We start from the raw sequence: 24988 nt of genomic DNA on the forward strand, positions 1-24988 counted from the left end.
TTCGCAGCATCCGCCTATGTTGTCTCAAGGATTGCAATGCAATCGACAAGGTCAAAACTGCGTGCCCAACAGGTTACTAGCCATGCTCCCCAACTTCACCAGCACGAAAAGAGTGACCATCCCGTTGAAATAGCACATGAGCACCCAGACTAGCGCTTCACCGATGCCATGCGACAAGGTAATACTAGTGAACGCCCTAACCGCAGCGAACAAACTAAGTTGCTGCGCCAGCATGTTCCACACGCACCCGACAAAAAAACCGATAGGGATGGCTACCGCCGCCACACGACGCTGATGTCTAGGTTCAGCGGCACCGAAATTTCTCATCAAGTTTCTCCCTTTAATTTGGGGGGACAACATCAGTCATTGAAGGCTCAGTGGTCCGTGATGCCTGCAATATTTCTTGCAGCCCTATACAAATGAAGAGAGGCTCAAGTTAAGCGATTGTTACTAAATGAGAAAATGGTGGTGGGTGATAAGAGATTTGAACTCCTGACATCTTCGATGTGAACGAAGCGCTCTACCACTGAGCTAATCACCCGACCTGAGCGCGCTTTTAGCTATCTTGATCGGTGTCTGCAAGGGGGGCGACGTCGCCTGCTGCCGGGTCGGCCGCGGCGCGTTTCAGCTTCAGCGTCAGCATGTCGCCACCGGGCTTTTCCATCCGTTTCTTGACCATCAGTTTGCCGAGCGGCGGGACCACGACCTCGTCCGAGGCATCGAGCGCTTTGCCGATCTCGTCGAGGACGACATCGAAGACCATCTTCGCCTCGGACCGCTTGAGCGAGACGCGCTTGGCGACAGCTTCGATCAGGTCGGGGCGCTTGAGGCGGTCGTCCGTGGCGGGCGTCGTGTCAGGCGTGTCGGCGGGGGCGGCCGCGGGCGTGATGACCGGGTCGGCGGCGGGTGCGTCTGCCTTGGTCTCGACCTGCGGCGCGGCTTTCGCGGCGCTCACCGGGGCGCTTGTCTTGGCAGCGGATCTGGCGCCGAGCGCACTGGAGCGGCGCGGGCCAGCGGAGGTGGACTTGCGCTTGCGGGTTGTTTTCGTCGCCATGGGATATGCCTCGTTACCTTGCTTTGCGCTCACCCCAAGGGGACATCGGCGCAAATTGTTTCTGCTCTGGAAACACCATAGCGCGAATTGGGTGATGGGGCTAGCCTGCCCCGCGGGTCGGGATGCGTCTGTTGCCTAGATCAGACGCAGGCGGCGGCGGTCCCAACGGGGCCAGCCGATCAGCTCGGACATTGTCACGAAGCGATACCCTCGCTCACCGATGCCCGAAAGCGTCGCCGGCATGGCGCGCACGGTGCTGCGGTGGATGTCGTGGGCAAGGATCACGGCGCCACGGTGACAGCGCCCGACGATGCGCTGCGTGACGACGGCGGAGCCAGGGTGCTGCCAGTCCAACGGGTCGACGGACCATAGAACGGTCGGCATGCCGCGCGTCTCGAACAGCAGCATCCGGTGCCGATTGTAGAGGTTGCCATAGGGCGGCCGCATGAGAACCGGCGGGCGGCCGACGGCATCGACAACCGCCTGATTGGTGCGGTCGATCTGGCTCAGCACGGAGGCATCGGAGTGGCCGTGCAGATCGGGGTGTGACCAGCTGTGATTGCCGATCTCGTGCCCTTCCGCGAGCATACGCTGCAAGATCAAAGGGTAGCGTACGGCGTTGCGTCCGATGACGAAAAAGGTCGCGCGGATTCCCCGTTCGGCCAAGATGTCGAGCAGGTGTGGCGTGTGATAGGGGTGCGGGCCGTCATCGAAGGTGATGGCGAGCACCGGCTCTGCCGTGCGCACGTGGAGGATGGTTGCCGCCTCGCCCCGGTCGATTGTGTTGCGACCGGCAAAGCTGCGCGGCGTGATCTGGGCGGTGAGCGGTGCGGACAGAAACGGCGTGGCCAGCCCTGCAGCGGCCCCTGCCAAGATCTTTCTCCGTCCGACGCCCTGTCCCACGATCGCCTTCCCTTGGAATTCAAACGGTTGCCCGAGCATGGGCGCTTACGCAGCGTCAACGCAACGAATCACCCGAATCGCCGCGCGATCTGCCCGTCGGCGTTGTCGGAATGACACAGTGACCTGTGACATACGCCGCTCTGACCCCGGATTTCGTGGCTTTCGGGTCACGGCTGCCGATCCAACCTCCTGCACGAGCCTTTACGTAGCGTCTTCGCATTGAACAGGCAGGTAATTTCTTGCCAAACTCTTATCCGAGCGCGGCTCTGCAAGGCTGCCGCTTCAAATCTGATACTCAGCCCCTGGGGGACTATAATGAAAAAAGCTCTGATCGCCGCTGCCGCGGTTGCCATTTTTGCCACTGCTGCCCACGCTGGCGGCGTTGTGACCGTCGTACCTGAGGAAGTCGTTGTCGTTGACACCGCGGCCTCCAGCCAGGGCATCCTCGTGCCTATCTTCGCGATCCTCTTCGTATTGCTGGCGCTGCACCACTAAGCCGCTGCGCGGAGTGGCCTGAGCGCCCTCTGCCACCGCATTACGCTGAAGAAACAAGAAGACCCGCAGCCCTCGGGGACTGCGGGTCTTTTATTTTCAGTGCCTTGCGAGCTGCCGCTCACCCGTCGGTTCAATGGGTCGTGGCGGTGCCTTCATCCCGGCGCGCAAGCGCGGCGGCGGCTGCTGCGGCTTCTTCTGCCGCCTCATCCCACTCGATCGGCTCGGGCGTTTCGACAAGCGCGTGTTTCAGCACCTCCGAGACGTGGGAGACGGGGATGATGTTCAGCCCCTCTTTCACGTTGTCCGGAATGTCGGCCAGGTCCTTCTCGTTCTCCTGCGGAATGAGCACCGTGGTGATGCCGCCGCGCAGAGCCGCCAGAAGCTTCTCCTTCAACCCGCCGATCGGCATCGCATTACCCCGCAACGAGACCTCGCCCGTCATCGCGATGTCCCGTTTCACCGGAATACCGGTGAGCACCGAGACGATGGAGGTCACCATGGCAAGGCCCGCGCTCGGCCCATCCTTGGGCGTCGCGCCGTCGGGCACGTGGACGTGGATGTCCATGCGGTCGAACTTCGGCGGCTTCACCCCGATCTCGGGGGCGATGGAACGCACGTAGCTTGCGGCTGCGTCGATGGATTCCTTCATCACGTCGCCAAGCTTGCCGGTGGTTTTCATCCGTCCCTTGCCGGGCAGCTTCAGCGCCTCGATGTGCAGCAGGTCGCCGCCGACGGAAGTATAAGCGAGACCAGTGACGACACCGATGGCGTCGGCATCCTCCGCCAGCCCGTAGCGATACTTCTTCACGCCGAGGAATTCGTCGAGATTAGCAGGAGTTACGACGACTTCTTCAACCTCCTTGCGAACGATCTTGGTCACGGCTTTCCGCGCCAGCTTGCCAATCTCCCGCTCGAGGTTCCGCACCCCCGCTTCGCGGGTGTAGGTGCGGATCATTTCGTGCAGGGCTTCGGGCTCGAGCGTGAACTCGTTGGCCTTCAGACCGTGGTTCTTCACCTGCTTGGCGATCAGGTGGCGGTTGGCGATCTCGGCCTTCTCGTCCTCGGTGTAGCCGGCGAGCGGGATGATCTCCATCCGGTCCAGAAGCGGGCCCGGCATGTTGTAGGAGTTCGCCGTGGTCAGGAACATCACGTTCGAGAGGTCGTATTCCACCTCGAGGTAGTGATCCACGAAGGTGGAGTTCTGCTCCGGGTCCAGAACCTCGAGCATGGCCGAGGCCGGGTCGCCGCGGAAGTCCTGCCCCATCTTGTCGATTTCATCGAGCAGGATGAGCGGGTTGGAGGTCTTCGCCTTCTTCAGCGCCTGGATGATCTTGCCGGGCATGGAGCCGATGTAGGTCCGACGGTGGCCACGGATCTCGGACTCGTCGCGGACACCGCCGAGCGAGATGCGAATGAACTCGCGTCCCGTGGCCTTGGCGACCGATTTGCCGAGCGAGGTCTTACCCACGCCCGGAGGGCCGACGAGGCACATGATCGGCCCCTTCAGCTTCTTCGAGCGCTGCTGCACCGCGAGGTATTCGACGATGCGCTCCTTGACCTTCTCCAGACCGTAATGGTCGTCATCCAGCACCTTCTCGGCGCGTCCGAGGTCCTTCTTCACGCGCGACTTCACGCCCCACGGGATGGACAGCATCCAGTCGAGGTAGTTACGCACAACCGTGGCTTCGGCGCTCATCGGCGACATGTTCTTGAGCTTCTTCAGCTCGGCATCCGCCTTCTCGCGCGCCTCTTTCGACAGCTTGGTGTTCTCGATGCGCTCGGCCAGTTCGGCCACTTCGCCTTCACCTTCGTCACCATCGCCCAACTCGCGCTGGATCGCCTTCATCTGTTCGTTGAGGTAATACTCGCGCTGTGTCCGCTCCATCTGCGACTTCACGCGGGTCTTGATCTTCTTCTCGACCTGCAGGACAGACATCTCCCCCTGCATCAGGCCATAGACCTTCTCCAACCGCGCCGCGACTTCGAGGGTTTCGAGAAGCTCCTGCTTCTGCTCCACCTCGATGCCCAGATGGCCCGAGACGAGATCCGCCAGCTTGGCCGGGTCATGGGCCTCGGAAACACTGGTAAGCGCCTCTTCCGGCACGTTTTTCTTGACCTTCGCATAGCGCTCGAATTCTTCCGCGACCGACCGGGTCAGCGCGGCAATCGCTTCGAGATCGCCGGTGGATTCCGACAGCTCGGTCGCCGCGGCCTCGAAGAACGGATCGGTCGAGGTGAATTCGTCGATGGTCACACGGCGGCGGCCCTCGACCAGCACCTTCACGGTGCCATCGGGGAGCTTGAGCAGCTGCAACACATTGGCCAGCACGCCATTGGTGAAAATATCTTCTGCGCTTGGGTCATCCTCTGCAGGATCGCGCTGCGACGACAGCAAGATCTGCTTGTCGTCCTGCATCACTTCCTCCAGCGCCCGCACGGATTTTTCGCGGCCCACGAAGAGCGGCACGACCATATGCGGGAACACGACGATGTCGCGCAGGGGAAGGACGGGATAGATCGATTGTTCGGACATGATGCCTACTTCCTTGGTATTCGGCCGAGGGTCAAAGCCCCGCTTCTGCGGCAGCCCGGCCCCCTCCATCTTCAGGACTTCTTAACTTGGGGTGCGCGGGAGCGATTACAAGCAATGACACCGCGCGATTTGGTGAAGATTGTGCACCCGCAGGCCCTACGACACAACCGACATTTGGCGGTTCGCCTAAGGTAAACCGCCAAATGTTGGGGATAGCTGGCGCCACCCGAAGCGCGCCCGAGGCGAACTCCAGCGCGCATTCCGGCCCCGATGACTTTCGCGCGAGGCTCAACGGGCGGTTACGAGAATGCGCTCAGAGCGGCGCGATATCGCCCTGTGCGCGGTCCGCGTGGAAGCGCGCCTCGAAGCCTGCGAAATCATCCTCCGCGATGGCGTCGCGCATCCCCTGCATCAGCTCCTGATAGTAATGCAGGTTGTGCCAGGTCAGCAGCATGCCCGAGATCATCTCCTGCGCGCGGAACACGTGGTGCAGGTAGGCGCGGGAATAGTTGCGGCAGGCGGGGCATGTGCAGTGCTCGTCCAGCGGGCGCGGATCGTCGGCGTGGCGAGCGTTCTTGATGTTGACCTGCCCGCGCCGGGTCCACGCCTGTCCGGTCCGCCCCGAGCGCGACGGCAGAACGCAGTCCATCATGTCGATGCCACGCTTCACGGCGCCCACGATGTCGTCGGGCTTGCCGACGCCCATCAGGTAGCGCGGCTTGTCGGTCGGCAGCTGATCGGGCGCGAATTCGAGGCAGCCGAACATGGCCTCCTGCCCCTCGCCCACCGCGAGGCCGCCCACGGCGTAGCCGTCGAACTCGATCTCGCGCAGCGCCTTCGCGCTTTCCTCACGCAGGTCTTCCTCCAGACCGCCCTGCTGTATCCCGAAGAGCGCATGGCCCGGACGGTCGCCGAAAGCCTCCTTCGAGCGCGCGGCCCACCGCATCGAGAGCCGCATGGAGGTTTCAAGCGCCGCGCGATCAGCCGGCAGTGCGGGGCATTCGTCGAAGCACATCACGATGTCCGAGCCGAGCAGCTTCTGGATCTCCATCGAGCGCTCGGGGCTGAGCAGGTGCTTGGAGCCGTCGATATGGCTGCGGAAGGTCACCCCCTCTTCGGTCAGCTTGCGCAGATCGGCCAGGCTCATCACCTGAAAGCCGCCCGAGTCGGTCAGGATCGGCTTGTCCCAGTTCATGAAGCGGTGCAGCCCGCCCAGGTTGGCGATCCGCTCGGCCGTGGGGCGCAGCATCAGGTGATAGGTGTTGCCAAGCAGGATGTCGGCACCCGTCGCGGCCACGCTTTCCGGCATCATCGCCTTCACCGTCGCCGCCGTGCCCACCGGCATGAAGGCCGGTGTGCGGATCTCGCCGCGGGGGGTGGAGATGACGCCCGTGCGGGCCTTGCCCGAGGTCGCGTTGAGGCTGAAGGAGAAGCGCTGTGTCATGGGCCAGCCCATAGCGTCGCGCCGCGAGGATTGCAAAGGCGCCGTGAAGGGACCCTTTGCCGCGATGCCCGCGCCACTTCCTTGCCGCGCCTCCCTTTACGCCCTCCCCCGCAATCCTTATATCTTTGCTCAGATATTGAACCGGGACCAACCATGACCGAGCAGACACCACAGATGGAAGGCGCGCCGCTGATTGCGCCCTCCAGCACCGACCACCCCCTCTACGACACCATCGTGGAGGCCTGTCGGTCTGTCTATGACCCTGAAATCCCTGTGAACATTTACGATCTCGGCCTGATCTACACGATCGACATCGGGGCCGAGAACGAAGTGACGATCATCATGTCGCTGACCGCCCCCGGATGCCCGGTGGCGGGAGAAATGCCCGGTTGGGTCGCCGACGCGGTGGAGCCACTGGACGGTGTGAAGCAGGTGGATGTGCAGCTCACCTGGGAGCCGCCCTGGGGCATGGACATGATGTCCGACGAGGCGCGGCTGGAACTGGGCTTCATGTAAATCAGATACGCGGCGCTTGAGCGCTGCGTCGCAGACCGATCCGCGCCTCCGTGTAAAGTCAGGCATTCCATAGGTTGAAGTCGCCGCGCCGCGCTTGCCCGCCGGGCGCGCCCCTGCCATCGTGTACCCAAGGGGAATATACGGGAAGAGCGCGGCGCAGCGGACGCCGTCGCGGGGGCGTGGCAGTGCTGCGCCCGGGCAGACAGGAAACGCAGCAGACATGGCAGCCTATACCTTTGCGGCATTGTTCCTTGCCCATGTGATCGCGGACTACGTGCTGCAAACGACGTGGATGGTGGTCAACAAGAAGCGCCCCATCGCCATGGCGGCTCATATCGGGCTGGTCCTTGGCACGATGGTTTTGACGACGCTGACGCTGAATCCGTGGTTTCTTGCGCTCGCGACGCTGCATCTCTGGATCGACATCGTGAAGACCTACGCCATGCCCGAGGGGCTTGGCGCCTATGTGGCGGATCAATTGCTGCACATCGCCTCGATCGCCGGGATCGCCCTGATGGCGCCGCAGATCTGGCCCGAGAGCCCGCTGTCCGCGATCGAGCCCCTGCCGCTGCTCTACATGATCGCAGCGGGCGTGCTTTTCGCCGCACGCGGCGGGCAATACGCGGTGGCAATGCTGGTTGCGGGACGTGGGGACGGATCGGGGATCGGGGTCGTCATGGGATGGGCCGAGCGCGCGATATTATGTGTCCTTTTGATCGGTGGCTGGCCGATCTGGGCGGCCGCGGTGGTCGCGGTGAAGGGCCTCTACCTCGGGTTGAGCTTCGCCGGGCGCGACCGGACCGGGCGCCGGCGTCTGTTTCTGGGCAGCGCGATCAGCCTCGCCTGGGGGCTTGCAGTGGCCGTGCCGCTCGCGATGATCATGCCGATGATGCAGTGATGTCCGAGTAAACCGCTCAGGCTTGAGAAAGCGCCGCCTGGCACTTACATTAGGGGCAAGCAGTCAAAGGAAAGCGAAGCGCCATGTTCGGGATTCCCGGAAAACAAGCCGTCACCATGACGGAAAGAGCCGCCAGGCAGATCGCCAAGCTGATGGATCAGGGCGGCACACAAGGTCTGCGCATCGGCGTCAAGAAAGGCGGCTGCGCGGGCATGGAATACACGATGGAATACGTCACCGAGATCGACCCTCTGGACGAGGTTGTCGAGCAGGATGGCGCCCGCGTGATGATTGCCCCGATGGCGCAGATGTTCCTGTTCGGCACCGAGATCGACTACGAGGTCAGCTTGCTGGAGGCCTCGTTCCAGTTCCGCAATCCCAATGTCACCGACGCCTGCGGCTGCGGCGAGTCGATCAAGTTCAAGGACGTGGAAGAGCTTCAGGCCGAGCAGTCGGACTCGTGAGCGTTTCGGATGAAGAGATTGCCTTCGCGGTAGAACTCTTCTCGGGCCTCGGTTCGCTCAGCACCCGCAAGATGATGGGCGGGCTTTGCATCTACCATGACGGCACGATCTTTGCCCTGTTGATGTCCGACGGACAGCTTTACCTGAAAGGTGCCGGCGATTTTCGCGAGGTGCTGGAGTCCGAGGGCTGCCGCCGCTGGACCTATGAGCGCGAAGGCGCGAAGCGAAAGCCTACCGCGATGCCTTACTGGACGATGCCGGAAGCCGGGATGGATAATCCTGACGTAGCCGTTGATTGGGCGCGTCGGGCCTTGGCGCATCTGTAGGCGGGATTGGCTTAGAGACGTGCCTTTATGGCCGCCGGTGCCTTCTTTAGCGCCCATGGGGGGCCAGCCCCCCAAGCCCCCCGGAGTTGTAAGGCCAAGATGAAGGAAGAGGCTCGCGCATTGTACGGTCACGACCCATCCTGGAGGTGGGAATAGGTTTCCATGTAGCGTCTGGAGAGGTGCTCTCCCGCTTCGATGGGGGGCGCCTCGGGGGGCGCGACGTTCGTGTCAAAGGCGGGATTGAAGAACAGCGGGATCGAGAGGCGCTCCTGCGCGCCGCCGATGACGCGGTGTGGCGTGGCGCGGACCTGGCCGCCGGTCCACATTTCCAGCATTTCTCCGAAGTTGATGATGAACGTTCCCGGATCAGCCTGAACCGGCGCCCAGGTGCCATCGCGCAGTTGAACCTCCAGCCCCGGTTGGCCGTCGGTCGCGAGCAAGGTGAGGCAGCCGTAATCCGTGTGGGCGGCGATGCCGAAGTCGCGGTCTCCGGCCCACGCCGGGCGCTCGGGGTAATAGTTGCCGCGCAGCAGCGCCATTGGCTTGGTGAACTTGTCGGCGAAGAAGGTGGGATCGGCGCCGATGGCAGCCGAGATGCCTTGCAACAGTTTCAGAGAAATCGCGCGGGCCTGCGCGAAATAGGTCTCGATCGTGGTTTGGAAGCCTGCGGGCTCGCGCGGCCATTGGTTCGGGGCATAGACCGGCAGGCGCGCGAAGGGATCATCGGCAGGCAGTTCCACGCCGCAATCAAAGACCTCCTTGTAATCGGGGTTGGCTTGCGGGTCGACTTGCTCCGAGCCCGCCCCGCCCCATCCGCGGTTGGAGCCGGTGACATCCATGTTGACCGCCTGTTTGTTGGCCGCGTCTCCCTTGAAGAAAGCACGGTAGGCGTCGAGGGCCGCGTGTACCTGCTCTGCGTCGAGGGCCGTGTTATGGAGGGTGAGAAAGCCCACCTCCTCAGCGCCGTGGCGCGTGGCCGAGAGCGCCTCGGGCGCGCGGGCGGAGAGAGCTTTGGCGTCAATGTGCGGGATCATCGGCGATCTCCTGTCGGGTTGACTTCTGGGCCGGGCCTGCCACGACATGTCCGGTATAGCTATGGAGGTTGCGATGGCACGGAAACTGGCGGCAGGCAATTGGAAGATGAACGGCATGACGGCCGATCTGGTGGAGGTCGACGCCCTCGCGGAGGTCGTGGAGGCGGCGCAATGCGAGGTCCTCCTGTGCCCGCCTGCCACGCTGATCGCGCCGATGGCGGCGCGCGCGGGCCTGATGAGCCTCTACGTGGGGGGGCAGACCTGCCACAGCGCGGGATCGGGCGCCCATACCGGCGACATCTCGGCGGCGATGCTGGCGGACGCGGGCGCCACCCATGTGATCCTCGGCCATTCGGAGCGCCGTGCGGATCATGGCGAGAGCAGCACCGATGTGGCGCTGCAGGTCACCGCTGCGATCGATGCGGGGCTGGTGGCGATCGTCTGCGTCGGTGAGACCGAGGCCGAGCGTGATGCCGGCGTGACGTTGCAGGTGGTTGCCTCGCAGGTCGCGGGATCGATCCCGTCTGGCGCCGCGCCGGAGCAGATCGTGGTGGCCTACGAGCCGGTCTGGGCAATCGGCACGGGCCGGACGCCGACGCTGGAACAGATTGCCGAGGTTCATGATCATATCCGCTCCGAACTGGCGACGCGCCGGGGCGGTGCCGCCGATGCGATCCCGCTGCTCTATGGTGGCTCGGTCAAGCCGGGTAATGCGGCGGAGATCTTTGCGGTGTCCAACGTTGACGGTGCGCTGGTTGGTGGAGCCTCGTTGAAGGCGGCGGATTTCAGCGGCATCATCGAGGCGCTGTCCGCAGCCTGAGAGAGCTCCAGGAACGCGAAGGCCGCCCCCGGTTCGGAGGGCGGCCCTTTCTTTGCTGTCATTCTCGTCAAGGCGCGGGAATATAGCGCTCTGTCGCGATGCGGATGATCCCCTGATAATTGTCGGAGTACTGGCGCACCGCGAGGATATAGCGGCCGGCCTGAACGCGAGCGGTGATCTGGCTGTTGAGGGTGCCGCCATGGTCGTCGTTGTAGGCGACCTCCTGACCCAGATCATCGTAGAGGATAAGCAGCGGGTCGCTGTCGGTCACCTCGACCGCGTTGACGACCAGCGCCCCCTGCTCGGGCACCTCGAAGGCGTACCACGTGGCCTGACGCCCGCTGACCTGTGCATCGCGTACCGAGCGGCCGGGCAAGACGCCCAGATCGATGACGGGGTAGGACCCATCAAGGGGCGGCGCCGCCTCGCCCGTGTCATAAAGTTCCGCCAGCGCGGCGGCAGCGTCGTAACCCACGACCGAGAGCGTCACGGGGACATCCGGGTTCGAGAGCGCGCGCATGCCGATGCAATAGGTGCCGGCCGGCAGGGGCGTGGTGAAATCGATCCGGCTGTTGAGTGACTCGTAGTCGTCGTTCTCCGCCATGAGCGTGCCATCGCCGTCGAAGAAATAGATGTAGGGATCCGCCGAAGGGTTCTCGGCCCGGACGGAGATCGCCTGCGGATTGGCGAGGGTGAAGCGGTAGTAGGGCGTCTCGGATATCGTGTTGATGGCGGTCACGCCGTCATCTGTGAGTTGCCCGTCGATCGGTCCGGTACCCAGAAGCGTCGCCTGAGTATCCGAGGTGCAGGCATCGACGCCCACGAAATAGGGATCACCGCCGCCGAAGAAGCCGCCGCTCAGGCCTTGGGTGATGTCCTCATGCTCCAGCCGGCCGACGCGCATGTCGGTGGTCAGCGCGCCATCGGCATAGCCGCGCGTGGCGAGGCAATAGGACCCCGGTTGCAGGGTCGTTTCAGCGCGCGAGGCCCATGCGCCGCCGCTGTCGTCGTCGGTCAGGATCAGGGTGCCGGCCTCGTCGTAGAGTTCGATCACGCTGTCGCCGCCGTCGACGGGCTGCGCCTCGACCCGGACCTCGGTGGTCTCGGAGATGGAGAAATAGCCGACCGTGTTCCCGCCCTGCGTCACGGGCAATGCTTCGAGCGTCAGGGGTCCCTCGCTGGTGGTAATGTCGGAGGCCTCAGCCGCGCCGCCCATCCACTGGCCCGCCGCGCCGATACCGCCGCAGGAAACGTCCTGCGCGGATGCAGCCCCGGCGGTCAGGCCGACGATCGCGGTGGTTGCAAAGGCCGAAAACGTAAATTTCATCAAGTTATCCTCCAGTCGCGCGGCCACGTCGTTTTGCGTGGCGGCTTTATGGGTCGAGATAAGCACAAGCGTTTTCGATTTTCCATCGACGCGCGCGGTCGTGCGCGGGGAAAGTTTCCCTATCGGTGACGTGGGGTTGAAGGGTCTTGTCTGCTTGGCGGGGTTTCGTGTCACGTCTGCAGTGTCCACGGGTGCGGATGGCCCGCTGCGGCTCTGGCAACTGCGGCGGCTGCCTGCCATAGATAATCCCCATGAACGACCGCCCTGCCCCAACGCCGCAGCCCGATGCCCTGCCTGAGCGCGACTCCATCGCGGCTCCGCGTGCAAGCGATGCGGGCGACCCGACGGGACTGACGCCGCGGATGCCCAACCGGCCCCGGCGCGCGATCTGGATGGTGGCCCTGCTGGCGCTGATTGCCTTGGGTGCGATCCTCGCGGCCTACCCCCGGATCGAGCGGTTCTACCTGCGGCAAGCGGGTGCGGAGGATGCCGCGACCCTGCGGCTTGCGACCGAAGTTCTGCGTGGCGCGTTGGAGCGTACGCAGGCCCTGCCCGCCCTGATCGCGGATCGCCCGATCCTGCCGCAACTTCTGGCAGAGCCCGACAACGAGGGCATCGTCCCCTTTGCCAATGAACTCCTGCGCCAGTCTGCCCTGTCGCTGGATGTCTCCGACATCTACGTGCTCGACACCGAGGGCCGCACGGTGGCTGCGTCGAATTACCGGACCGAGCATTCCTTTGTCGGCGCGAACTTCTCCTACCGCCCGTATTTCGTGGACGCGATGGGCGCAGGTCTGGGGCGCTTCCACGCGCTTGGCACGCAATCGGGACAGCGCGGCTATTTCTTCGCGTCGCCGGTGATCGAGGATACGCAGGTGATCGGCGTCGTCGTGGTCAAGCTGCGCATCGACGGCTTCGAGGAGGCTTGGGCGCAGTCCGGCTCCACCCTCATCGTGCGCGATGTAAACAACGTGATCTTCATGTCCGACCGGGAGGAATGGCGCTTCCGCCGGACTGCTCCGATCCAGGATTGGGTCATGTCGCAGATCGCGCGGACCCGGCAATATCCCGTGTCGATGCTGACCCGGCTCGAGATGGAGACCGCGCCGCTCGACCCGGACGTGGGCTTCGGGCTGGAGGTCGCGCGGATCGGACGCGAGAGCTTCGTCAGCCAGACCTCGCTGATCGCCGCCGCAAGCTGGCGGGTGTCGATCCTGACGCCCACCGGTCCCGCCGTGCAGCGCGCGTGGACTGCGGTATTGTTGCTGTCGCTGGTGGTAATCATGGTGGCGCTTGTATTGGCGACGGTCCTGGCGCGCCGCGCGCGTCTGGTGGAGCGCCTGTCAGCCGAGCGCTCCCTCGCGACCTTGTTGGAGGCCCGGGTGGCGGAGCGCACGACCGAGTTGAAGACCGAGGTCGAAGAGCGCCGGGCCACCGAGGCGCGGCTGCGCAAGACACAGGCAGAGTTGGTGCAGGCGGGCAAACTGGCAGCGCTCGGACAGATGTCGGCGGCGCTGAGCCATGAGTTCAATCAGCCACTGGCGGCGGTCAAATCCTATGCCGAGAACGCGCGCACCTTCCTGGATCGCGGCCGTATGGAGGATGCGCAGCGCAATATCGAACGGATCAGCGGGCTGGCGGATCGCATGGCCTCGATCTCGAAGCACCTTCGCAACTTCGCGCGGCGCCCCGGAGAGAAAACCGGCCCGGTCCCCCTGGGCCCCGTCATCGACGACGCGTTGGAGCTGATGGCCCCCCGCCTGCGCGGCGTGGATATCCGCTACACGCCTCCGGAGACGGAAATCTGGGTGCGCGGGGGCCGCGTGCGGCTGCAACAGGTCGTGGTGAACCTTCTGGGCAATGCGCTGGATGCGATGGCGGAGGTCGAGGCGCCGCAGATCGACATCGCCCTGCGCGGCGGCGCATCCCCCGAGATCGCCGTGCGAGATATCGGCCCCGGCCTTTCGGAAGAGGCTCTGGCGCAGGCCTTTGATCCGTTCTTCACCACCAAGGAGCCCGGCCAGGGGCTTGGCCTCGGGTTGTCGATCTCGTTCAACATCATCGGTGATTTCGGCGGACGGCTCTGGGCCGAAAACCACCCCGACGGCGGCGCGATATTTCGCGTGACCCTGGAGAGCGCCACCCCTGAGGCGCAGGAGCATGCAGCGCAATGAATGAGGCACCGGTCCTTTTCGTGGACGATGAAACCGACCTGCGGATCGCGGGAGAACAGACCCTGACGCTCGCCGATCTGCCGGTGATCGCTTGCGCCACGGCCGAAGCGGCGCTGGAGCACATCACGGCAGATTTCCCGGGCGTTCTGATAACTGACATCCGCATGCCGGGCATGGATGGCACCGCCTTGATGGCCGAGGCCTTGTCGCGCGACCCGGACTTGCCGGTGATCCTCGTGACCGGCCACGCCGATGTCGGACTGGCCGTGCAAAGCATCCGGATGGGCGCTTACGATTTCATCGAGAAACCCTATGATCCGGCGCGACTGGTGGAAACGATCGAGCGCGCGCTCGACAAACGCCGGCTGACGATGGAAGTGCGTGCGCTGAAGGCGCAGGCGGCGGGGGCCGGGGGTGCCGACCCGATCGCATCGATGCTGAACGGACGCTCCGCTGCCATGGCGCAACTCCGCGCGCAACTTCGCGCCGTGGCCGAGACGGACGCGGATGCGCTGATCGAAGGGGCCACAGGCACCGGCAAGGAGGTCGCCGCGCGCGCGCTCCACGCCGCCTCGCGTCGGGCCGAGCGGCCCTTCGTGGCGGTCAATTGCGCCGCCCTTCCCGACACGATGATCGAGAGCGAATTGTTCGGCCACACGCCGGGCGCTTTCGCGGGCGCTACTCGCGCTCGCTACGGCAAATTCGAACACGCCCGCGGTGGCACTCTTTTCCTTGACCAGATCGACAGCATCCCCCTGCCCCTGCAAGGCAAACTCCTAACCGCCCTCCATGACAGGGAGATCACGCCCCTGGGCTCAAACGAGCCGGTGGCGCTCGATCTGCGCGTCATCGCGGCCTCGCGCCGGGATCTGGCGCAGGCCGCGCGCGAGGGCACGTTCCGTGATGATCTTCTCTACCGGCTCAACGTCGTCACCCTGCGGATGCCGCCCCTCGCCGAGCGCCGCGAGGATATCCCGAGCCTGTTCCAGATCCTGCTGGCCGAAGCCTCCACCCGCCATAGCCGACCGGTCCCGCCGATTTCGCCTGATGCATTGGCTGATCTCGCGACCCGCGACTGGCCCGGCAACATCCGCGAGCTTCGCAACGAAGCGGAGCGGGCCATCCTGGGGTTCGGCCTCGGCGAGACCGGCGCGACACCGGGCGTTGGACGGCTGGCCGATCAGATGGCCGCCCACGAGCGCAGCCTGATCGCCGCCACGCTGAGCGCGCAGGCCGGGTCGATCAAGGCGACCTACGAGGCGCTCGGCATCAGCCGCAAGGCGCTCTACGACAAGATGCAGAAACACGGGCTGGACCGCAGTGATTTCCGCCCCGACGCCGAGGGCTGAAAAACCCTTGCAAGGGTTTTCCGCAGAGCCTTGCAAGGCTCTGACAAATTCCTTGCAAGGAATTTTGGCGCGCCCTTCTCCTAGATCGAGCGCTACCTCAAGTCCCTCTCGCAGGTGAATGTGTGGAATTCCACCCACTGCTTCCGCACCGATGGGTAGATTTCCACACATCCATGCAGCAACCCCCACCGATTTCCCGCACAGATGACAGATGCCCGGTTGCAGGGTAGACGTAATGCACACACCAAAAGTGCAAGCGATCGGGTCGGGAGTCCGATCGCAGATATCTTAGGGAGAATATCATGACTTTCACCAAACTGGGCGCACTGACGCTGTCTACCGCTCTCGTGGCCACCACCGCATTCGCCGACAGCCATGTCGACCGCACCGGCTGGCCCGAGAACTTCACCCTTGGCACCGCGGGTCAGGGCGGCACCTATTTCGCCTATGGCTCCGGTTGGGCAAACCTTGTCGCGGACGAGCTTGGCATTTCCGGCGGCAGCGAGATCACCGGCGGCCCGATGCAAAACATGGCGCTGGTGCACACCGGCGAGGCGCAGTTTGGCATGACCACCATGGGCCCGGCCGCGGAATCGCTGCAAGGCACGAACCCCATCGCCCCCGGCCTGCAGATGACCAACGCCTGCGCGATGTTCCCGATGTACCAGACGCCCTTCGCGATCACCGTGCTTGCGTCGTCTGGGATCGAGACGATCTCCGACATCCCCGCGGGTGCGCGCATCGGTTTCGGCCCTGCCGGCTCTACCTCCGACACCTACTTCCCGCGCATGATGGAGACGCTCGGCGTCGAGTTTGACCGCCGCAACGGCAACTGGACCGACCTCGGCGGTCAGGTGCAGGACGGCCTGCTGGACGTCATCGCCTTCGCCGCCGGCGTGCCCACCCCCGCGGTGAGCCAGCTCGAGGTCCAGACCGACATCAACTTCATCGCCTTCACCGAAGAAGAGCAGGCGACGATCATGGAAGAGTTCCCGGTCTCGCCCTTCACGATCCCGGCCGGCACCTACGAGACGCTGACCGAAGACGCGCAATCGGTGTCGATGTGGAACTTCACCATCGCCAACTGCGATCTGCCCGAGAGCTTCGTCTACGAAGTCGTCGACATCGTGATGTCCGACAACGAGCGGATGCAGGCAATCCACGGCGCCGCACGGGCGACGCTGCCGGAGAACTGGGACAAGAACAACGTCCTGATGTGGCACCCCGGTGCCGCGCGCTGGTTCATCGAGAACGCCGGTGCCGAGATCTCCGACGACATGATCCACGGCAACTGAGTTGACGGATTGGGCGGGCCTGCAACGGCCCGCCCTTTTCCCGCAGCCCGACTCCGATGGCGCTCCAGTCGCACAGCTTTGGCCCGATATTCGCGCGGGAAACGTTAGAGCCTCACGAAAGGCTCCGCGAGAACCGCGACACGCTGGCCGCGGCGAAGCCGAGCCCATCCACCTTCAGAATTTCTCGTCCGTGAGCCTACAAGCGCCACGTGACCCCGCCTCGCCCGAGACCCGGCCCCAGGCCCATGCGCACCGATCCCAAGGGACACCTCTATGACCGACCACACAGCGACCGATCACTCCAAAAACCCCTTTCCGGTCGATCACATCGAAGGCCCCGTGATCGCGCAGGGCGTGGACGAAGAACCGGTCGAGAGCAACCGCCGCCTGTTCGAGGGCCGCGCCTTCCTCTTCGTCGGAATCCTCTCGGTGATTTACGCGGGCTTCCATATGGCCGCGCTCAATGGCCTGTCGATTTCCGCCATGACCGGGATCGACCTGCCCTTCCTTCCGCAATTCCCGCTGGAGACCTGGAACTTCCGCATCGTCCACATTGCTGGCGCGCTGGCGCTCGGCTTCCTGCTGTTCTCCGCCCACACCTTCGGCCATGACGCCGCGAGCGACCGGAGCACCCGGGGCACCTCCGCCCTCGCCGCCCTCTTCGCGCTCCCGGCCCTCTACGCAGGCTTCACCGTCTTCGGCTTCATCGGCCAGATCAACGGGGGCGAGCTGCCGCAGATGGGCGGGCTGACCACATGGGCGGCCTTCCCCGGCACGCCGATCTACCAGGCGGAGGTCTACCACTTCGGCCTGCCGCTCCTCGTCGCCACCGGCGGCGCCATCGTGCTCGGTTGGTTCGAACGTCAGGGCCGCGGCTCCTTCGCGGCCTCCGACATCGTGCTGGCGATCTGCGCCCTCGTCGTCGCGCTCTACCTGATCCCGATCTATTCCACCGCCGCGCGCAACTCCGTCGGCACCTCCTTCGTGCCGATCGGCGTGGCCTTTGCGGCCACGGCTGGCTCCGCCATGATCCTCGAGCTGACGCGCCGCGTCGCCGGCCTTGCGCTGGTCATCATCACCGGCGTCTTTCTCGCCTATACCTTCACCGCGCACCTGCTGCCCGGCATCCTTGCCGTGCAGAACCCCTACGACTGGCAACGCTTCTTCGGCTTCGTCTACACCGACGCGGGCATCCTCGGGCCGACGACGGCCGTCTCCTCCACCTACATCATCCTCTTCATCATCTTCGCGGCCTTCCTGCAGGCCTCCAAGGTGGGCGATTACTTCGTGAACTTCGCCTTCGCCGCCGCCGGCCGCGCGCGCGGGGGACCGGCCAAGGTGGCGATCTTCGCCTCCGGCCTCATGGGCATGATCAACGGCACCTCCGCCGGCAACGTGGTGGCGACGGGCTCGCTCACCATCCCGCTGATGAAGAAGGTGGGCTACCACAAGAAGACCGCCGGCGCAGTCGAGGCCGCCGCCTCCACCGGGGGCCAGATCATGCCGCCGATCATGGGTGCGGGCGCCTTCATCATGGCCGAAATCACCGGCATCCCCTATCAAGACATCGCCATCGCCGCGCTGATCCCGGCGGTGCTCTACTTCGCGTCAATCTACTTCATGGTCGATTTCGAGGCCGCCAAACTCGGCATGCGCGGCATGCGCGAGGACGAGCTGCCCAAGTTCCGCGAGATGGCCCGCAAGGTCTTCCTCTTCCTGCCGATCGTCATCCTGATCTTCGCGCTCTTCATGGGCTACTCGGTCATCCGGGCGGGCACGCTGGCCACCGTCGCCGCCGTGGTCGTCTCATGGGCGGCGCCCGAACATTTCTCGCCGCGCGGGAACTGGAGCCTGCAACGGCTCTTCGTGCTGGCCATCGCCGCGATGACCGTGATCCTTACCGTGGTCTGGATCATCTCGCCGACGCCCGCCCCCGGCGCGGATCAGAGCGCGCTGATGAGCACCCTCGCACTGATCACCGGCATCATCATCCTGCTGGCCTTCGCCTATGTCTCGATCTCCGAGTTCATGGCGCCTGACGCCACCATGGGCCTCGGGATCAAGGGCATGATGCGCGGGCTGGAAATCGCCGGCGTCATGTCGATCCAGATCATCGCCGTCTGCGCCTGCGCGGGCATCATCGTGGGGGTCATCTCCCTCACCGGCGTCGGCGCGCGTTTCTCTGCCGTGCTGCTGGACCTCGCGGGGGTGAGCCAACTGCTGGCGCTTTTCTTCGCCATGTGCATCGCGATCCTGCTCGGCATGGGCATGCCCACAACCGCCGCCTACGCCGTGGCGGCCTCCGTGGTGGCACCCGGCCTCGTCTCCCTCGGCATCCCGCAACTCACGGCGCATTTCTTTGTCTTCTACTTCGCCGTGGTCTCCGCCATCACCCCGCCCGTGGCGCTCGCCTCCTACGCTGCCGCCGGCATCTCCGGCGCCAACCCGATGGAGACCTCGGTCGCCTCCTTCAAGATCGGCATCGCGGCCTTCATCGTGCCCTTCATGTTCTTCTACAACGGCAACCTGCTGATGCAGGGCCCCGCGGTCGAAGTGGCGGGCGAGATGATGCACCAGGCCCCGGCGTGGTATAATATCCTGCGCGCAGGGATCACCGCCATTCTGGGCATCTTCCTGCTGACCTCGGGCATCCAGGGCTGGTTCCTCGGCAAGAACTCCGTCTGGTTCCTGCGGATCGGCCTAATCTTCGCCGCGCTCCTGCTGATCGCGGGCGGCTGGACCACCGACCTCGCCGGCATCGCCACGGCGGCCGCGATCTTCCTGATCCAGCGGCTGGTCGATCCGGCCCCCTCCACGGCGATCCCGGTGCGCGGCGCGGACTGAGCTGCTTCACCTTTTCTAAAATACGGAAAAAATGCGCGACGCCCCCTACCATGTGGGGCGTCGATCGCTTTTAAGACCGCCATGATCACGCTCCAGCAATCCCCGACCGAACCGGCTTTCGTCCAGAACCCCTACCCGTTCTACGCCGAGGCCCGCGCCCATGACCCCCTGTTTTATTGGGACGACTACGCCATGGCCTGCACCACCACCCATGCCGCCACCAACGCGATCTTGCGCGACCGGCGCTTCGGGCGCGAACCGGTGGAGGCGCTGCCGGTGCCAGACCACCTCAAGCCCTTCTACGATGTCGAGGCCCACTCGATGCTCGAGCTGGAGCCGCCGCGCCACACGCGCCTGCGCGGTCTCGTCCTGCGCGCCTTCACCAACCGCCGCATCAAGGAACTGGCGCCCGAGATCACGCAGCTCACCCATGATCTGATCGACGCCTTCCCCGAAGGCCCCCACGACCTGCTCGACAGCTTCGCCCGCCCGCTCCCCGTCACCATCATCGCCCGCCTCCTCGGCGTGCCCGAGGAGATGGCGCCCGAGCTGCTGCGCTGGTCCAACGCCATGGTGATGATGTATCAGGCGGGCCGCACCCGCGCCGACGAGGACACCGCCGCCAAGGCGACGGAGGAATTCGTGGCCTTCATGCGCGACTACGTCGAGCGCAAGCGCGCCGATCCGCGCGACGACCTGATCACCGCCCTGATCGCCGCCGAAGAGGACGGTGAGAAACTCTCCACCGACGAGCTGATCACCACCTGCATCCTGCTGCTGAACGCCGGCCACGAGGCCACGGTCCATTCCATCGGCAACGGCATGAAGCTCTGCCTTGAAGAAGGCCACCGCCCCCCGGAGGAGCCTGCCAAATTCGTCGAGGAGCTGCTGCGCATCGACCCGCCGCTGCATATGTTCACCCGCACCGCCTACGAGGAGGTGGAGGTCATGGGTCATACCTTCCGGCGTGGCGACCAGGTGGCGCTGCTGCTCGGCGCGGCCAACCGCGACCCGGAGGTCTACCCCGACCCCGACAGCTTCCAGCCCGACCGCAGCGGCCCGGCTCAGCTGGCCTTCGGAGCGGGCCTGCACTTCTGCGTCGGCGCGCCGCTCGCTCGGTTGGAGTTGCAGATCGCCCTGCCGATCCTTTTCGAGCGCTGCCCCGATCTGCGGCTGGTCGAGAAACCCCACTACGGCGACATCTACCATTTCCACGGGCTCGACGCGCTGATGGTCGAGGCCTGAAGCCAGCTACTGCAGTCCTGCCTCCACGCCATACAAGAACGGCCCGCGCGAACGCGCGGGCCGTTTCCGTTTCTAGCCTGGAAAGCGGTGAAGCGGCCTATTCCGCCGCGACCTTGCGCGCTTCCAACATCGGCGCGAGGTAGCGCCCGGTGTGGGACGCCTCCACCTTCGCCACCTGCTCCGGCGTGCCCTTAGCCACGATCATGCCGCCGCCGTCGCCGCCCTCGGGGCCGATATCGATGATATGGTCTGCGGTCTTGATGACGTCGAGGTTGTGCTCGATCACCACGACCGAGTTTCCCTGATCGACCAATTCATGCAGCACTTCCAACAACTTGCGCACGTCTTCGAAATGCAGACCGGTCGTCGGCTCGTCAAGGATGTAGAGCGTGCGGCCGGTGGACTGCTTGGCCAGTTCCTTCGACAGCTTCACCCGCTGCGCCTCGCCGCCCGAGAGCGTCGTCGCCTGCTGGCCCACCTTGATGTAGCCAAGGCCCACACGCATCAGCGCGTCCATCTTGGTGCGGATCGAAGGCACCGCCTTGAAGAACTCCTGCGCATCCTCGACCGTCATGTTCAGCACATCGGCGATGCTCATTCCCTTGAAGCGGATCTCCAGCGTCTCGCGGTTGTAGCGCTGGCCGCGACACGTCTCGCATTCAACGTAGACGTCGGGCAGGAAGTGCATCTCGATCTTGATCAGACCATCACCCTGGCAGGCCTCGCAGCGGCCGCCCTTGACGTTGAAGCTGAAGCGACCGGGCTTGTAGCCGCGCGCCTTGGCCTCGGGCAGGCCCGCGAACCATTCGCGGATCGGGGTGAAGGCGCCGGTATAGGTGGCCGGGTTCGAGCGCGGCGTGCGCCCGATGGCGCGCTGGTCGATGTCGATCACCTTGTCGAGGTGCTCCAGCCCCTTGATCGTCTCGCAAGGCGCGGGCGTCTGCCGCGCGCCGTTGAGCTTCATAGAGGCGGTCTTGAACAGCGTCTCGATGGTGAGCGTCGACTTGCCACCCCCCGAAACACCGGTAACGCAGACAAACTGCCCGAGCGGGAAATCGGCCGTCACGTTTTGCAGGTTGTTGCCGGTCGCCTTGACCACCTGCAGCTTCTTCTTGTTGCCCTTGCGCCGCTTGGTCGGCACGGCAATCTCGCGACGACCAGCAAGGTAATCGCCGGTGATCGACGCCGGGTTGGCAATCAGGTCTTCAGGCGTGCCCTCGCCCACGATCTGGCCGCCATGGACGCCCGCGCCGGGGCCGATGTCGAAGACGTAATCCGCCTCGCGGATCGCTTCCTCGTCATGCTCCACCACGATCACGGTATTGCCCTGATCGCGCAGGTTTTTCAGCGTCGTCAGCAGCCGGTCGTTGTCGCGCTGGTGCAGGCCGATGGAGGGCTCGTCGAGCACGTAGAGCACGCCTGTCAGCCCGCTGCCGATCTGCGAGGCCAGCCGGATACGCTGCGCCTCACCACCCGAGAGCGTGCCCGCGTTGCGCGATAGCGTCAGGTATTGCAGGCCCACGTTGTTCAGGAACCCGAGCCGCTCGCGAATTTCCTTGAGGATCGCGCGCGCAACCTCGTTCTTCTGATTGCTCAAGGCGTCCGGCACAGTTTCGACCCAGGCCAAGGCCTCCGAGATCGACATCTGCACGACCTGACCCACGTGAAGCAGGTTGTCGCGCGGCCCGATCTTCACGGCGAGCGCCTCGGGGCGCAGGCGGTAGCCACCGCAATCGCCACATGGACGATTGTTCTGAAAGCGCTCGAATTCTTCGCGGATCCACGCGCTGTCGGTCTCGCGGTAGCGGCGCTCCATGTTGGGGATCACGCCCTCGAAAGTACGCTCAACCTGATAAACGCGGCCGCCCTCGTCGTAGCGAAACTTGATCTCTTCCTTGCCGGAGCCGCGCAGGAAGACCTGCTGGATCGCCGGATCGAGATCCTTCCACTTGGTTTTCGGATCGAAACCGTAGTGCCGCGCGATGGCCTCGATGGTCTGCACGAAATACGGGGATTTGCCCTTGCGCCAAGGCGCGATGGCGCCATTCTCCAGCGAGAGCGCCTTGTCGGGAACCATCAGCCCTTCGTCGAAGAACAGCTCTTGTCCCAGGCCGTCACAGGTCGGACAGGCGCCGAAAGGCGCGTTGAAGGAGAACAGGCGCGGCTCGATCTCGGGAATCGTGAAGCCGCTGACGGGACAGGCAAATTTCTCGCTGAAGGTGTAGCGCGGCGGCTCTTCCCCCTCCGCGCCCTCACCTCTTTGCGCGATCTCGAGCACCGCGATACCGTCGGCGAGGTCCAGCGCGGTGCGGAAGCTGTCGGCAAGACGCGTCTCGGTGCCTTCGCGCACCACGATGCGATCAACCACGACGTCGATGTCGTGGCGGAATTTCTTGTCGAGGGTCGGTGGCTCGTCCAGCTCATAGAACTCTCCGTCCACCTTCACACGCTGGAAGCCCTGCTTGCGCAGCTCGAGGAATTCCTTGCGGTACTCGCCCTTTCGGTCGCGCACGATGGGCGCCAGCAGGTAGGCGCGCGTGCCCTCCTCCATCGCCATCACGCGGTCGACCATGTCTTGGACCTGCTGCGCCTCGATCGGCTCGCCGGTGGCGGGGCTGTAGGGAGTGCCCGCGCGCGCGAAAAGCAGGCGCAGATAGTCGTAGATCTCGGTCACGGTGCCGACGGTGGAACGCGGGTTCTTGGAGGTCGTCTTCTGCTCGATCGAGATCGCGGGGCTGAGGCCGCTGATGTGATCGACGTCGGGTTTCTCCATCATATCAAGGAATTGCCGCGCATAGGCGCTGAGGCTCTCGACATAGCGGCGCTGGCCCTCGGCATAGATCGTGTCGAAAGCGATGGAGGATTTGCCCGAGCCGGACAGGCCGGTGATCACCACCAGCTTGTCGCGCGGAATATCAAGATCGATATTCTTGAGGTTGTGCTCGCGCGCGCCGCGTACCTCGATGTTCTTCAATTCAGCCATGCTCGCCCCCGATTAACGATCTCGCAACACATAGGGGCTACGGTGCGAGTCTCCAATAGAAAAAGAGGAACATTTCAGGAACGAGCAGCCCGATACGCAAGGTAGGTGACAGCTGCCGCCACCAGACTGACGCCAATCGCCACCGGCAGGTAGGCGCCTGTCGCCATGGCGGCGAGAACCGGTGTGCCGGTGAAAGTGCCAATGTTGCCGAGTTGCGCGAGCGCACCATTGGCCAGCGCGCGGTCGTCGTCGGCTGCGTTGAGCCATGGCACGGCGGCGAAACCCGCGCCGGCCACGATGCCGCTTGCGCCCAAGGCCACGATCAGCACGTAGGGCGCGGCCGGGCCGGACACGAGGGTTATGGCGAAAAGGATGGCCATCGTCAGAAAGGTGCCCCAGACAAGCGTGCCCGGCGCGATCCAGCGCGCCAGAAAGCCCGCCAGAAAGGACCCAAGGATCCCCGCGAGGGGCAAGATCGGTGCCAGCCACAATGCGTCGAGGGCCAACGGCATGAAGGTCACCAACGCCAGGAAGAGGGAGGCATAGATGCCGTGCCCGAGCCCGGGCGCAAACAGGCGGGGTGTCTGGTAGATCATCAGGTGATCCGAGAGGCGCGGCAAGGGGCGGCGCACCACGACGACACCCTTGGGGAGCATGGTGAACAGCACGCCGAACATGATCGCCGCGAAGATCGCATGGCCCCCGTAGGCAGCCGACAGGTTGTCCCCCATCGTAAGCGCTGCGGCGGCAAAGCCCACGCCGAAGAACGTCGCCCAGAGGCCCATCACCATGGCGCGATCCTTGGGCGCGGCGAGGCGCGCCATCAGCGTGGGCACCGCGACCACAAGCACGAGGTGCCCGGCACCCTCGATCACCCGGAGGGCCATGAACACAGGGAACGGCGGCAAGAAGGCCTCGACGCCGCCGACGATCGCCGAGGTGCCGAGCGCCAGCAAGATAGCGCGCCGGGGGCCGATGCTCGCCGTGAAGCCGCCCGCCATGACGCCAAAGAGGATGCCCATCACCGCCACGCCCGACACGGCAAAAGCCACAGGCCAGCCGGGGTAGACCTCCGCAAGTCCTGTCAGCGTCAGGGAAACCTTGGTGAACTGCATCCCGGCGATCAGTCCGGTGAGATACAGCGCCGCGATCAGCAGCCACGGCGTACGATGAGAGGATGCGTCCATGGGCTGTGCATCTTCTCTTTGCCGCGCCTCGTCAAGCGAGGAGCCGCCCAGATCCGCGCGTCGGGCAGTCCGGAAAACCCGCACTTTGACGATCATC

The 24988-nt window shown here is 64.6% G+C and carries 20 protein-coding genes and 1 tRNA gene; 11 read left to right on the forward strand and 10 right to left on the reverse strand.

Annotated features, from left to right (window positions below):
* Positions 1-51 precede the first annotated feature (51 nt).
* The 4 genes from KYE46_RS11280 to KYE46_RS11295 form a co-directional block, all read right to left on the reverse strand.
* A complete protein-coding gene (locus tag KYE46_RS11280; protein ID WP_219000716.1) occupies positions 52-327 on the reverse strand; it encodes a hypothetical protein in 276 nt (91 codons plus the stop codon).
* Between the two features lie 139 nt (positions 328-466).
* A tRNA-Val gene (locus tag KYE46_RS11285) sits at positions 467-541 on the reverse strand.
* Between the two features lie 15 nt (positions 542-556).
* The gene (locus tag KYE46_RS11290; RefSeq protein ID WP_219000717.1) at positions 557-1054 is read right to left on the reverse strand and encodes an HU family DNA-binding protein; all 498 of its coding nucleotides are present in this window, start codon (positions 1052-1054) and stop codon (positions 557-559) included.
* A 135-nt stretch (positions 1055-1189) separates the two neighbouring features.
* Positions 1190-1927 carry a polysaccharide deacetylase family protein gene (locus KYE46_RS11295; protein WP_247716820.1) on the reverse strand — a complete coding sequence of 246 codons (738 nt, stop codon included), beginning with the start codon at positions 1925-1927 and terminating at the stop codon, positions 1190-1192.
* 345 nt (positions 1928-2272) lie between these two features.
* Here KYE46_RS11295 and KYE46_RS11300 point away from each other — a divergent pair, with 345 nt between their 5' ends.
* Complete coding sequence (locus KYE46_RS11300) at positions 2273-2452, forward strand: hypothetical protein (RefSeq protein ID WP_219000719.1); 180 nt, start codon at positions 2273-2275, stop codon at positions 2450-2452.
* A gap of 130 nt (positions 2453-2582) precedes the next feature.
* On the opposite strand, the gene lon is transcribed toward KYE46_RS11300, so the two are convergent.
* Both lon and tgt read right to left on the reverse strand, forming a co-directional pair.
* The gene (gene lon / locus KYE46_RS11305; RefSeq protein WP_219000720.1) at positions 2583-4985 is read right to left on the reverse strand and encodes an endopeptidase La; all 2403 of its coding nucleotides are present in this window, start codon (positions 4983-4985) and stop codon (positions 2583-2585) included.
* A gap of 313 nt (positions 4986-5298) precedes the next feature.
* Positions 5299-6429, reverse strand: coding sequence for a tRNA guanosine(34) transglycosylase Tgt (gene tgt / locus KYE46_RS11310; protein ID WP_219000721.1), 1131 nt, complete (start codon positions 6427-6429; stop codon positions 5299-5301).
* A 153-nt stretch (positions 6430-6582) separates the two neighbouring features.
* Here tgt and KYE46_RS11315 point away from each other — a divergent pair, with 153 nt between their 5' ends.
* The 4 genes from KYE46_RS11315 to KYE46_RS11330 all read left to right on the forward strand — a co-directional run bounded on the left by KYE46_RS11315 (position 6583) and on the right by KYE46_RS11330 (position 8633).
* Positions 6583-6945: an SUF system Fe-S cluster assembly protein gene (locus tag KYE46_RS11315; protein WP_219000722.1), complete on the forward strand. Its 363-nt coding sequence runs from the start codon at positions 6583-6585 to the stop codon at positions 6943-6945.
* Between the two features lie 220 nt (positions 6946-7165).
* Positions 7166-7843, forward strand: a complete 678-nt coding sequence (locus KYE46_RS11320) for a DUF3307 domain-containing protein (RefSeq protein ID WP_219000723.1) — start codon at positions 7166-7168, stop codon at positions 7841-7843.
* An 83-nt stretch (positions 7844-7926) separates the two neighbouring features.
* On the forward strand, positions 7927-8307 hold the full coding sequence (locus tag KYE46_RS11325) for a HesB/IscA family protein (protein WP_219000724.1): 381 nt from the start codon (positions 7927-7929) through the stop codon (positions 8305-8307).
* On the forward strand, positions 8304-8633 hold the full coding sequence (locus KYE46_RS11330) for a TfoX/Sxy family protein (RefSeq protein ID WP_219000725.1): 330 nt from the start codon (positions 8304-8306) through the stop codon (positions 8631-8633). Before KYE46_RS11325 ends, KYE46_RS11330 begins: the two co-directional genes overlap by 4 nt.
* Before the next feature lie 128 nt (positions 8634-8761).
* Here KYE46_RS11330 and KYE46_RS11335 read toward each other — a convergent pair whose 3' ends face one another.
* Entirely contained in the window at positions 8762-9667 is a 906-nt protein-coding gene (locus tag KYE46_RS11335; RefSeq protein ID WP_219000726.1) for an isopenicillin N synthase family dioxygenase, read from the reverse strand.
* Between the two features lie 73 nt (positions 9668-9740).
* Between KYE46_RS11335 and tpiA the strand changes: the two genes are divergently transcribed.
* Positions 9741-10487, forward strand: coding sequence for a triose-phosphate isomerase (gene tpiA / locus KYE46_RS11340; protein WP_219000727.1), 747 nt, complete (start codon positions 9741-9743; stop codon positions 10485-10487).
* A 67-nt stretch (positions 10488-10554) separates the two neighbouring features.
* Here the strand turns inward: tpiA and KYE46_RS11345 are convergent, their stop codons facing one another.
* Positions 10555-11814 carry a PPC domain-containing protein gene (locus tag KYE46_RS11345; protein WP_219000728.1) on the reverse strand — a complete coding sequence of 420 codons (1260 nt, stop codon included), beginning with the start codon at positions 11812-11814 and terminating at the stop codon, positions 10555-10557.
* A 251-nt stretch (positions 11815-12065) separates the two neighbouring features.
* On the opposite strand from KYE46_RS11345, the gene KYE46_RS11350 reads away from it, so the two are divergent.
* The 5 genes from KYE46_RS11350 to KYE46_RS11370 all read left to right on the forward strand — a co-directional run bounded on the left by KYE46_RS11350 (position 12066) and on the right by KYE46_RS11370 (position 20721).
* Positions 12066-13988 carry a sensor histidine kinase gene (locus KYE46_RS11350; protein WP_247716821.1) on the forward strand — a complete coding sequence of 641 codons (1923 nt, stop codon included), beginning with the start codon at positions 12066-12068 and terminating at the stop codon, positions 13986-13988.
* Positions 13985-15337, forward strand: a complete 1353-nt coding sequence (locus KYE46_RS11355; protein ID WP_219000729.1) for a sigma-54-dependent transcriptional regulator — start codon at positions 13985-13987, stop codon at positions 15335-15337. The genes KYE46_RS11350 and KYE46_RS11355 overlap by 4 nt, the downstream gene beginning before the upstream one ends.
* A gap of 302 nt (positions 15338-15639) precedes the next feature.
* Positions 15640-16632 (forward strand): TAXI family TRAP transporter solute-binding subunit, encoded by a 993-nt coding sequence (locus tag KYE46_RS11360; protein ID WP_219000730.1) that lies wholly within the window; start codon positions 15640-15642, stop codon positions 16630-16632.
* A gap of 273 nt (positions 16633-16905) precedes the next feature.
* Positions 16906-19476, forward strand: coding sequence for a TRAP transporter permease (locus KYE46_RS11365; protein WP_219000731.1), 2571 nt, complete (start codon positions 16906-16908; stop codon positions 19474-19476).
* Positions 19477-19557: 81 nt separating this feature from the next.
* Positions 19558-20721 (forward strand): cytochrome P450, encoded by a 1164-nt coding sequence (locus tag KYE46_RS11370; RefSeq protein ID WP_219000732.1) that lies wholly within the window; start codon positions 19558-19560, stop codon positions 20719-20721.
* Between the two features lie 97 nt (positions 20722-20818).
* On the opposite strand, the gene uvrA is transcribed toward KYE46_RS11370, so the two are convergent.
* Together uvrA and KYE46_RS11380 are read right to left on the reverse strand one after the other, a co-directional pair.
* On the reverse strand, positions 20819-23704 hold the full coding sequence (uvrA, locus tag KYE46_RS11375) for an excinuclease ABC subunit UvrA (RefSeq protein ID WP_219000733.1): 2886 nt from the start codon (positions 23702-23704) through the stop codon (positions 20819-20821).
* A gap of 74 nt (positions 23705-23778) precedes the next feature.
* Positions 23779-24891 carry an MFS transporter gene (locus KYE46_RS11380; protein WP_247716822.1) on the reverse strand — a complete coding sequence of 371 codons (1113 nt, stop codon included), beginning with the start codon at positions 24889-24891 and terminating at the stop codon, positions 23779-23781.
* Between the last annotated feature and the right edge of the window lie 97 nt (positions 24892-24988).

It is taken from the genome of Gymnodinialimonas ceratoperidinii (genome assembly GCF_019297855.1).
Lineage (GTDB): Bacteria > Pseudomonadota > Alphaproteobacteria > Rhodobacterales > Rhodobacteraceae > Gymnodinialimonas > Gymnodinialimonas ceratoperidinii.

Bases quoted from the DNA above. Each gene is read 5' to 3' on its own strand.
- KYE46_RS11280 (WP_219000716.1), bottom strand. From the start codon at position 327: ATGAGAAATTTCGGTGCCGCTGAACCTAGACATCAGCGTCGTGTGGCG.
- KYE46_RS11290 (WP_219000717.1), bottom strand. From the start codon at position 1,054: ATGGCGACGAAAACAACCCGCAAGCGCAAGTCCACCTCCGCTGGCCCG.
- KYE46_RS11300 (WP_219000719.1), top strand. From the start codon at position 2,273: ATGAAAAAAGCTCTGATCGCCGCTGCCGCGGTTGCCATTTTTGCCACT.
- lon (WP_219000720.1), bottom strand. From the start codon at position 4,985: ATGTCCGAACAATCGATCTATCCCGTCCTTCCCCTGCGCGACATCGTC.
- tgt (WP_219000721.1), bottom strand. From the start codon at position 6,429: ATGACACAGCGCTTCTCCTTCAGCCTCAACGCGACCTCGGGCAAGGCC.
- KYE46_RS11315 (WP_219000722.1), top strand. From the start codon at position 6,583: ATGACCGAGCAGACACCACAGATGGAAGGCGCGCCGCTGATTGCGCCC.
- KYE46_RS11320 (WP_219000723.1), top strand. From the start codon at position 7,166: ATGGCAGCCTATACCTTTGCGGCATTGTTCCTTGCCCATGTGATCGCG.
- KYE46_RS11325 (WP_219000724.1), top strand. From the start codon at position 7,927: ATGTTCGGGATTCCCGGAAAACAAGCCGTCACCATGACGGAAAGAGCC.
- KYE46_RS11335 (WP_219000726.1), bottom strand. From the start codon at position 9,667: ATGATCCCGCACATTGACGCCAAAGCTCTCTCCGCCCGCGCGCCCGAG.
- tpiA (WP_219000727.1), top strand. From the start codon at position 9,741: ATGGCACGGAAACTGGCGGCAGGCAATTGGAAGATGAACGGCATGACG.
- KYE46_RS11345 (WP_219000728.1), bottom strand. From the start codon at position 11,814: ATGAAATTTACGTTTTCGGCCTTTGCAACCACCGCGATCGTCGGCCTG.
- KYE46_RS11350 (WP_247716821.1), top strand. From the start codon at position 12,066: ATGAACGACCGCCCTGCCCCAACGCCGCAGCCCGATGCCCTGCCTGAG.
- KYE46_RS11355 (WP_219000729.1), top strand. From the start codon at position 13,985: ATGAATGAGGCACCGGTCCTTTTCGTGGACGATGAAACCGACCTGCGG.
- KYE46_RS11360 (WP_219000730.1), top strand. From the start codon at position 15,640: ATGACTTTCACCAAACTGGGCGCACTGACGCTGTCTACCGCTCTCGTG.
- KYE46_RS11365 (WP_219000731.1), top strand. From the start codon at position 16,906: ATGACCGACCACACAGCGACCGATCACTCCAAAAACCCCTTTCCGGTC.
- KYE46_RS11370 (WP_219000732.1), top strand. From the start codon at position 19,558: ATGATCACGCTCCAGCAATCCCCGACCGAACCGGCTTTCGTCCAGAAC.
- uvrA (WP_219000733.1), bottom strand. From the start codon at position 23,704: ATGGCTGAATTGAAGAACATCGAGGTACGCGGCGCGCGCGAGCACAAC.
- KYE46_RS11380 (WP_247716822.1), bottom strand. From the start codon at position 24,891: ATGGACGCATCCTCTCATCGTACGCCGTGGCTGCTGATCGCGGCGCTG.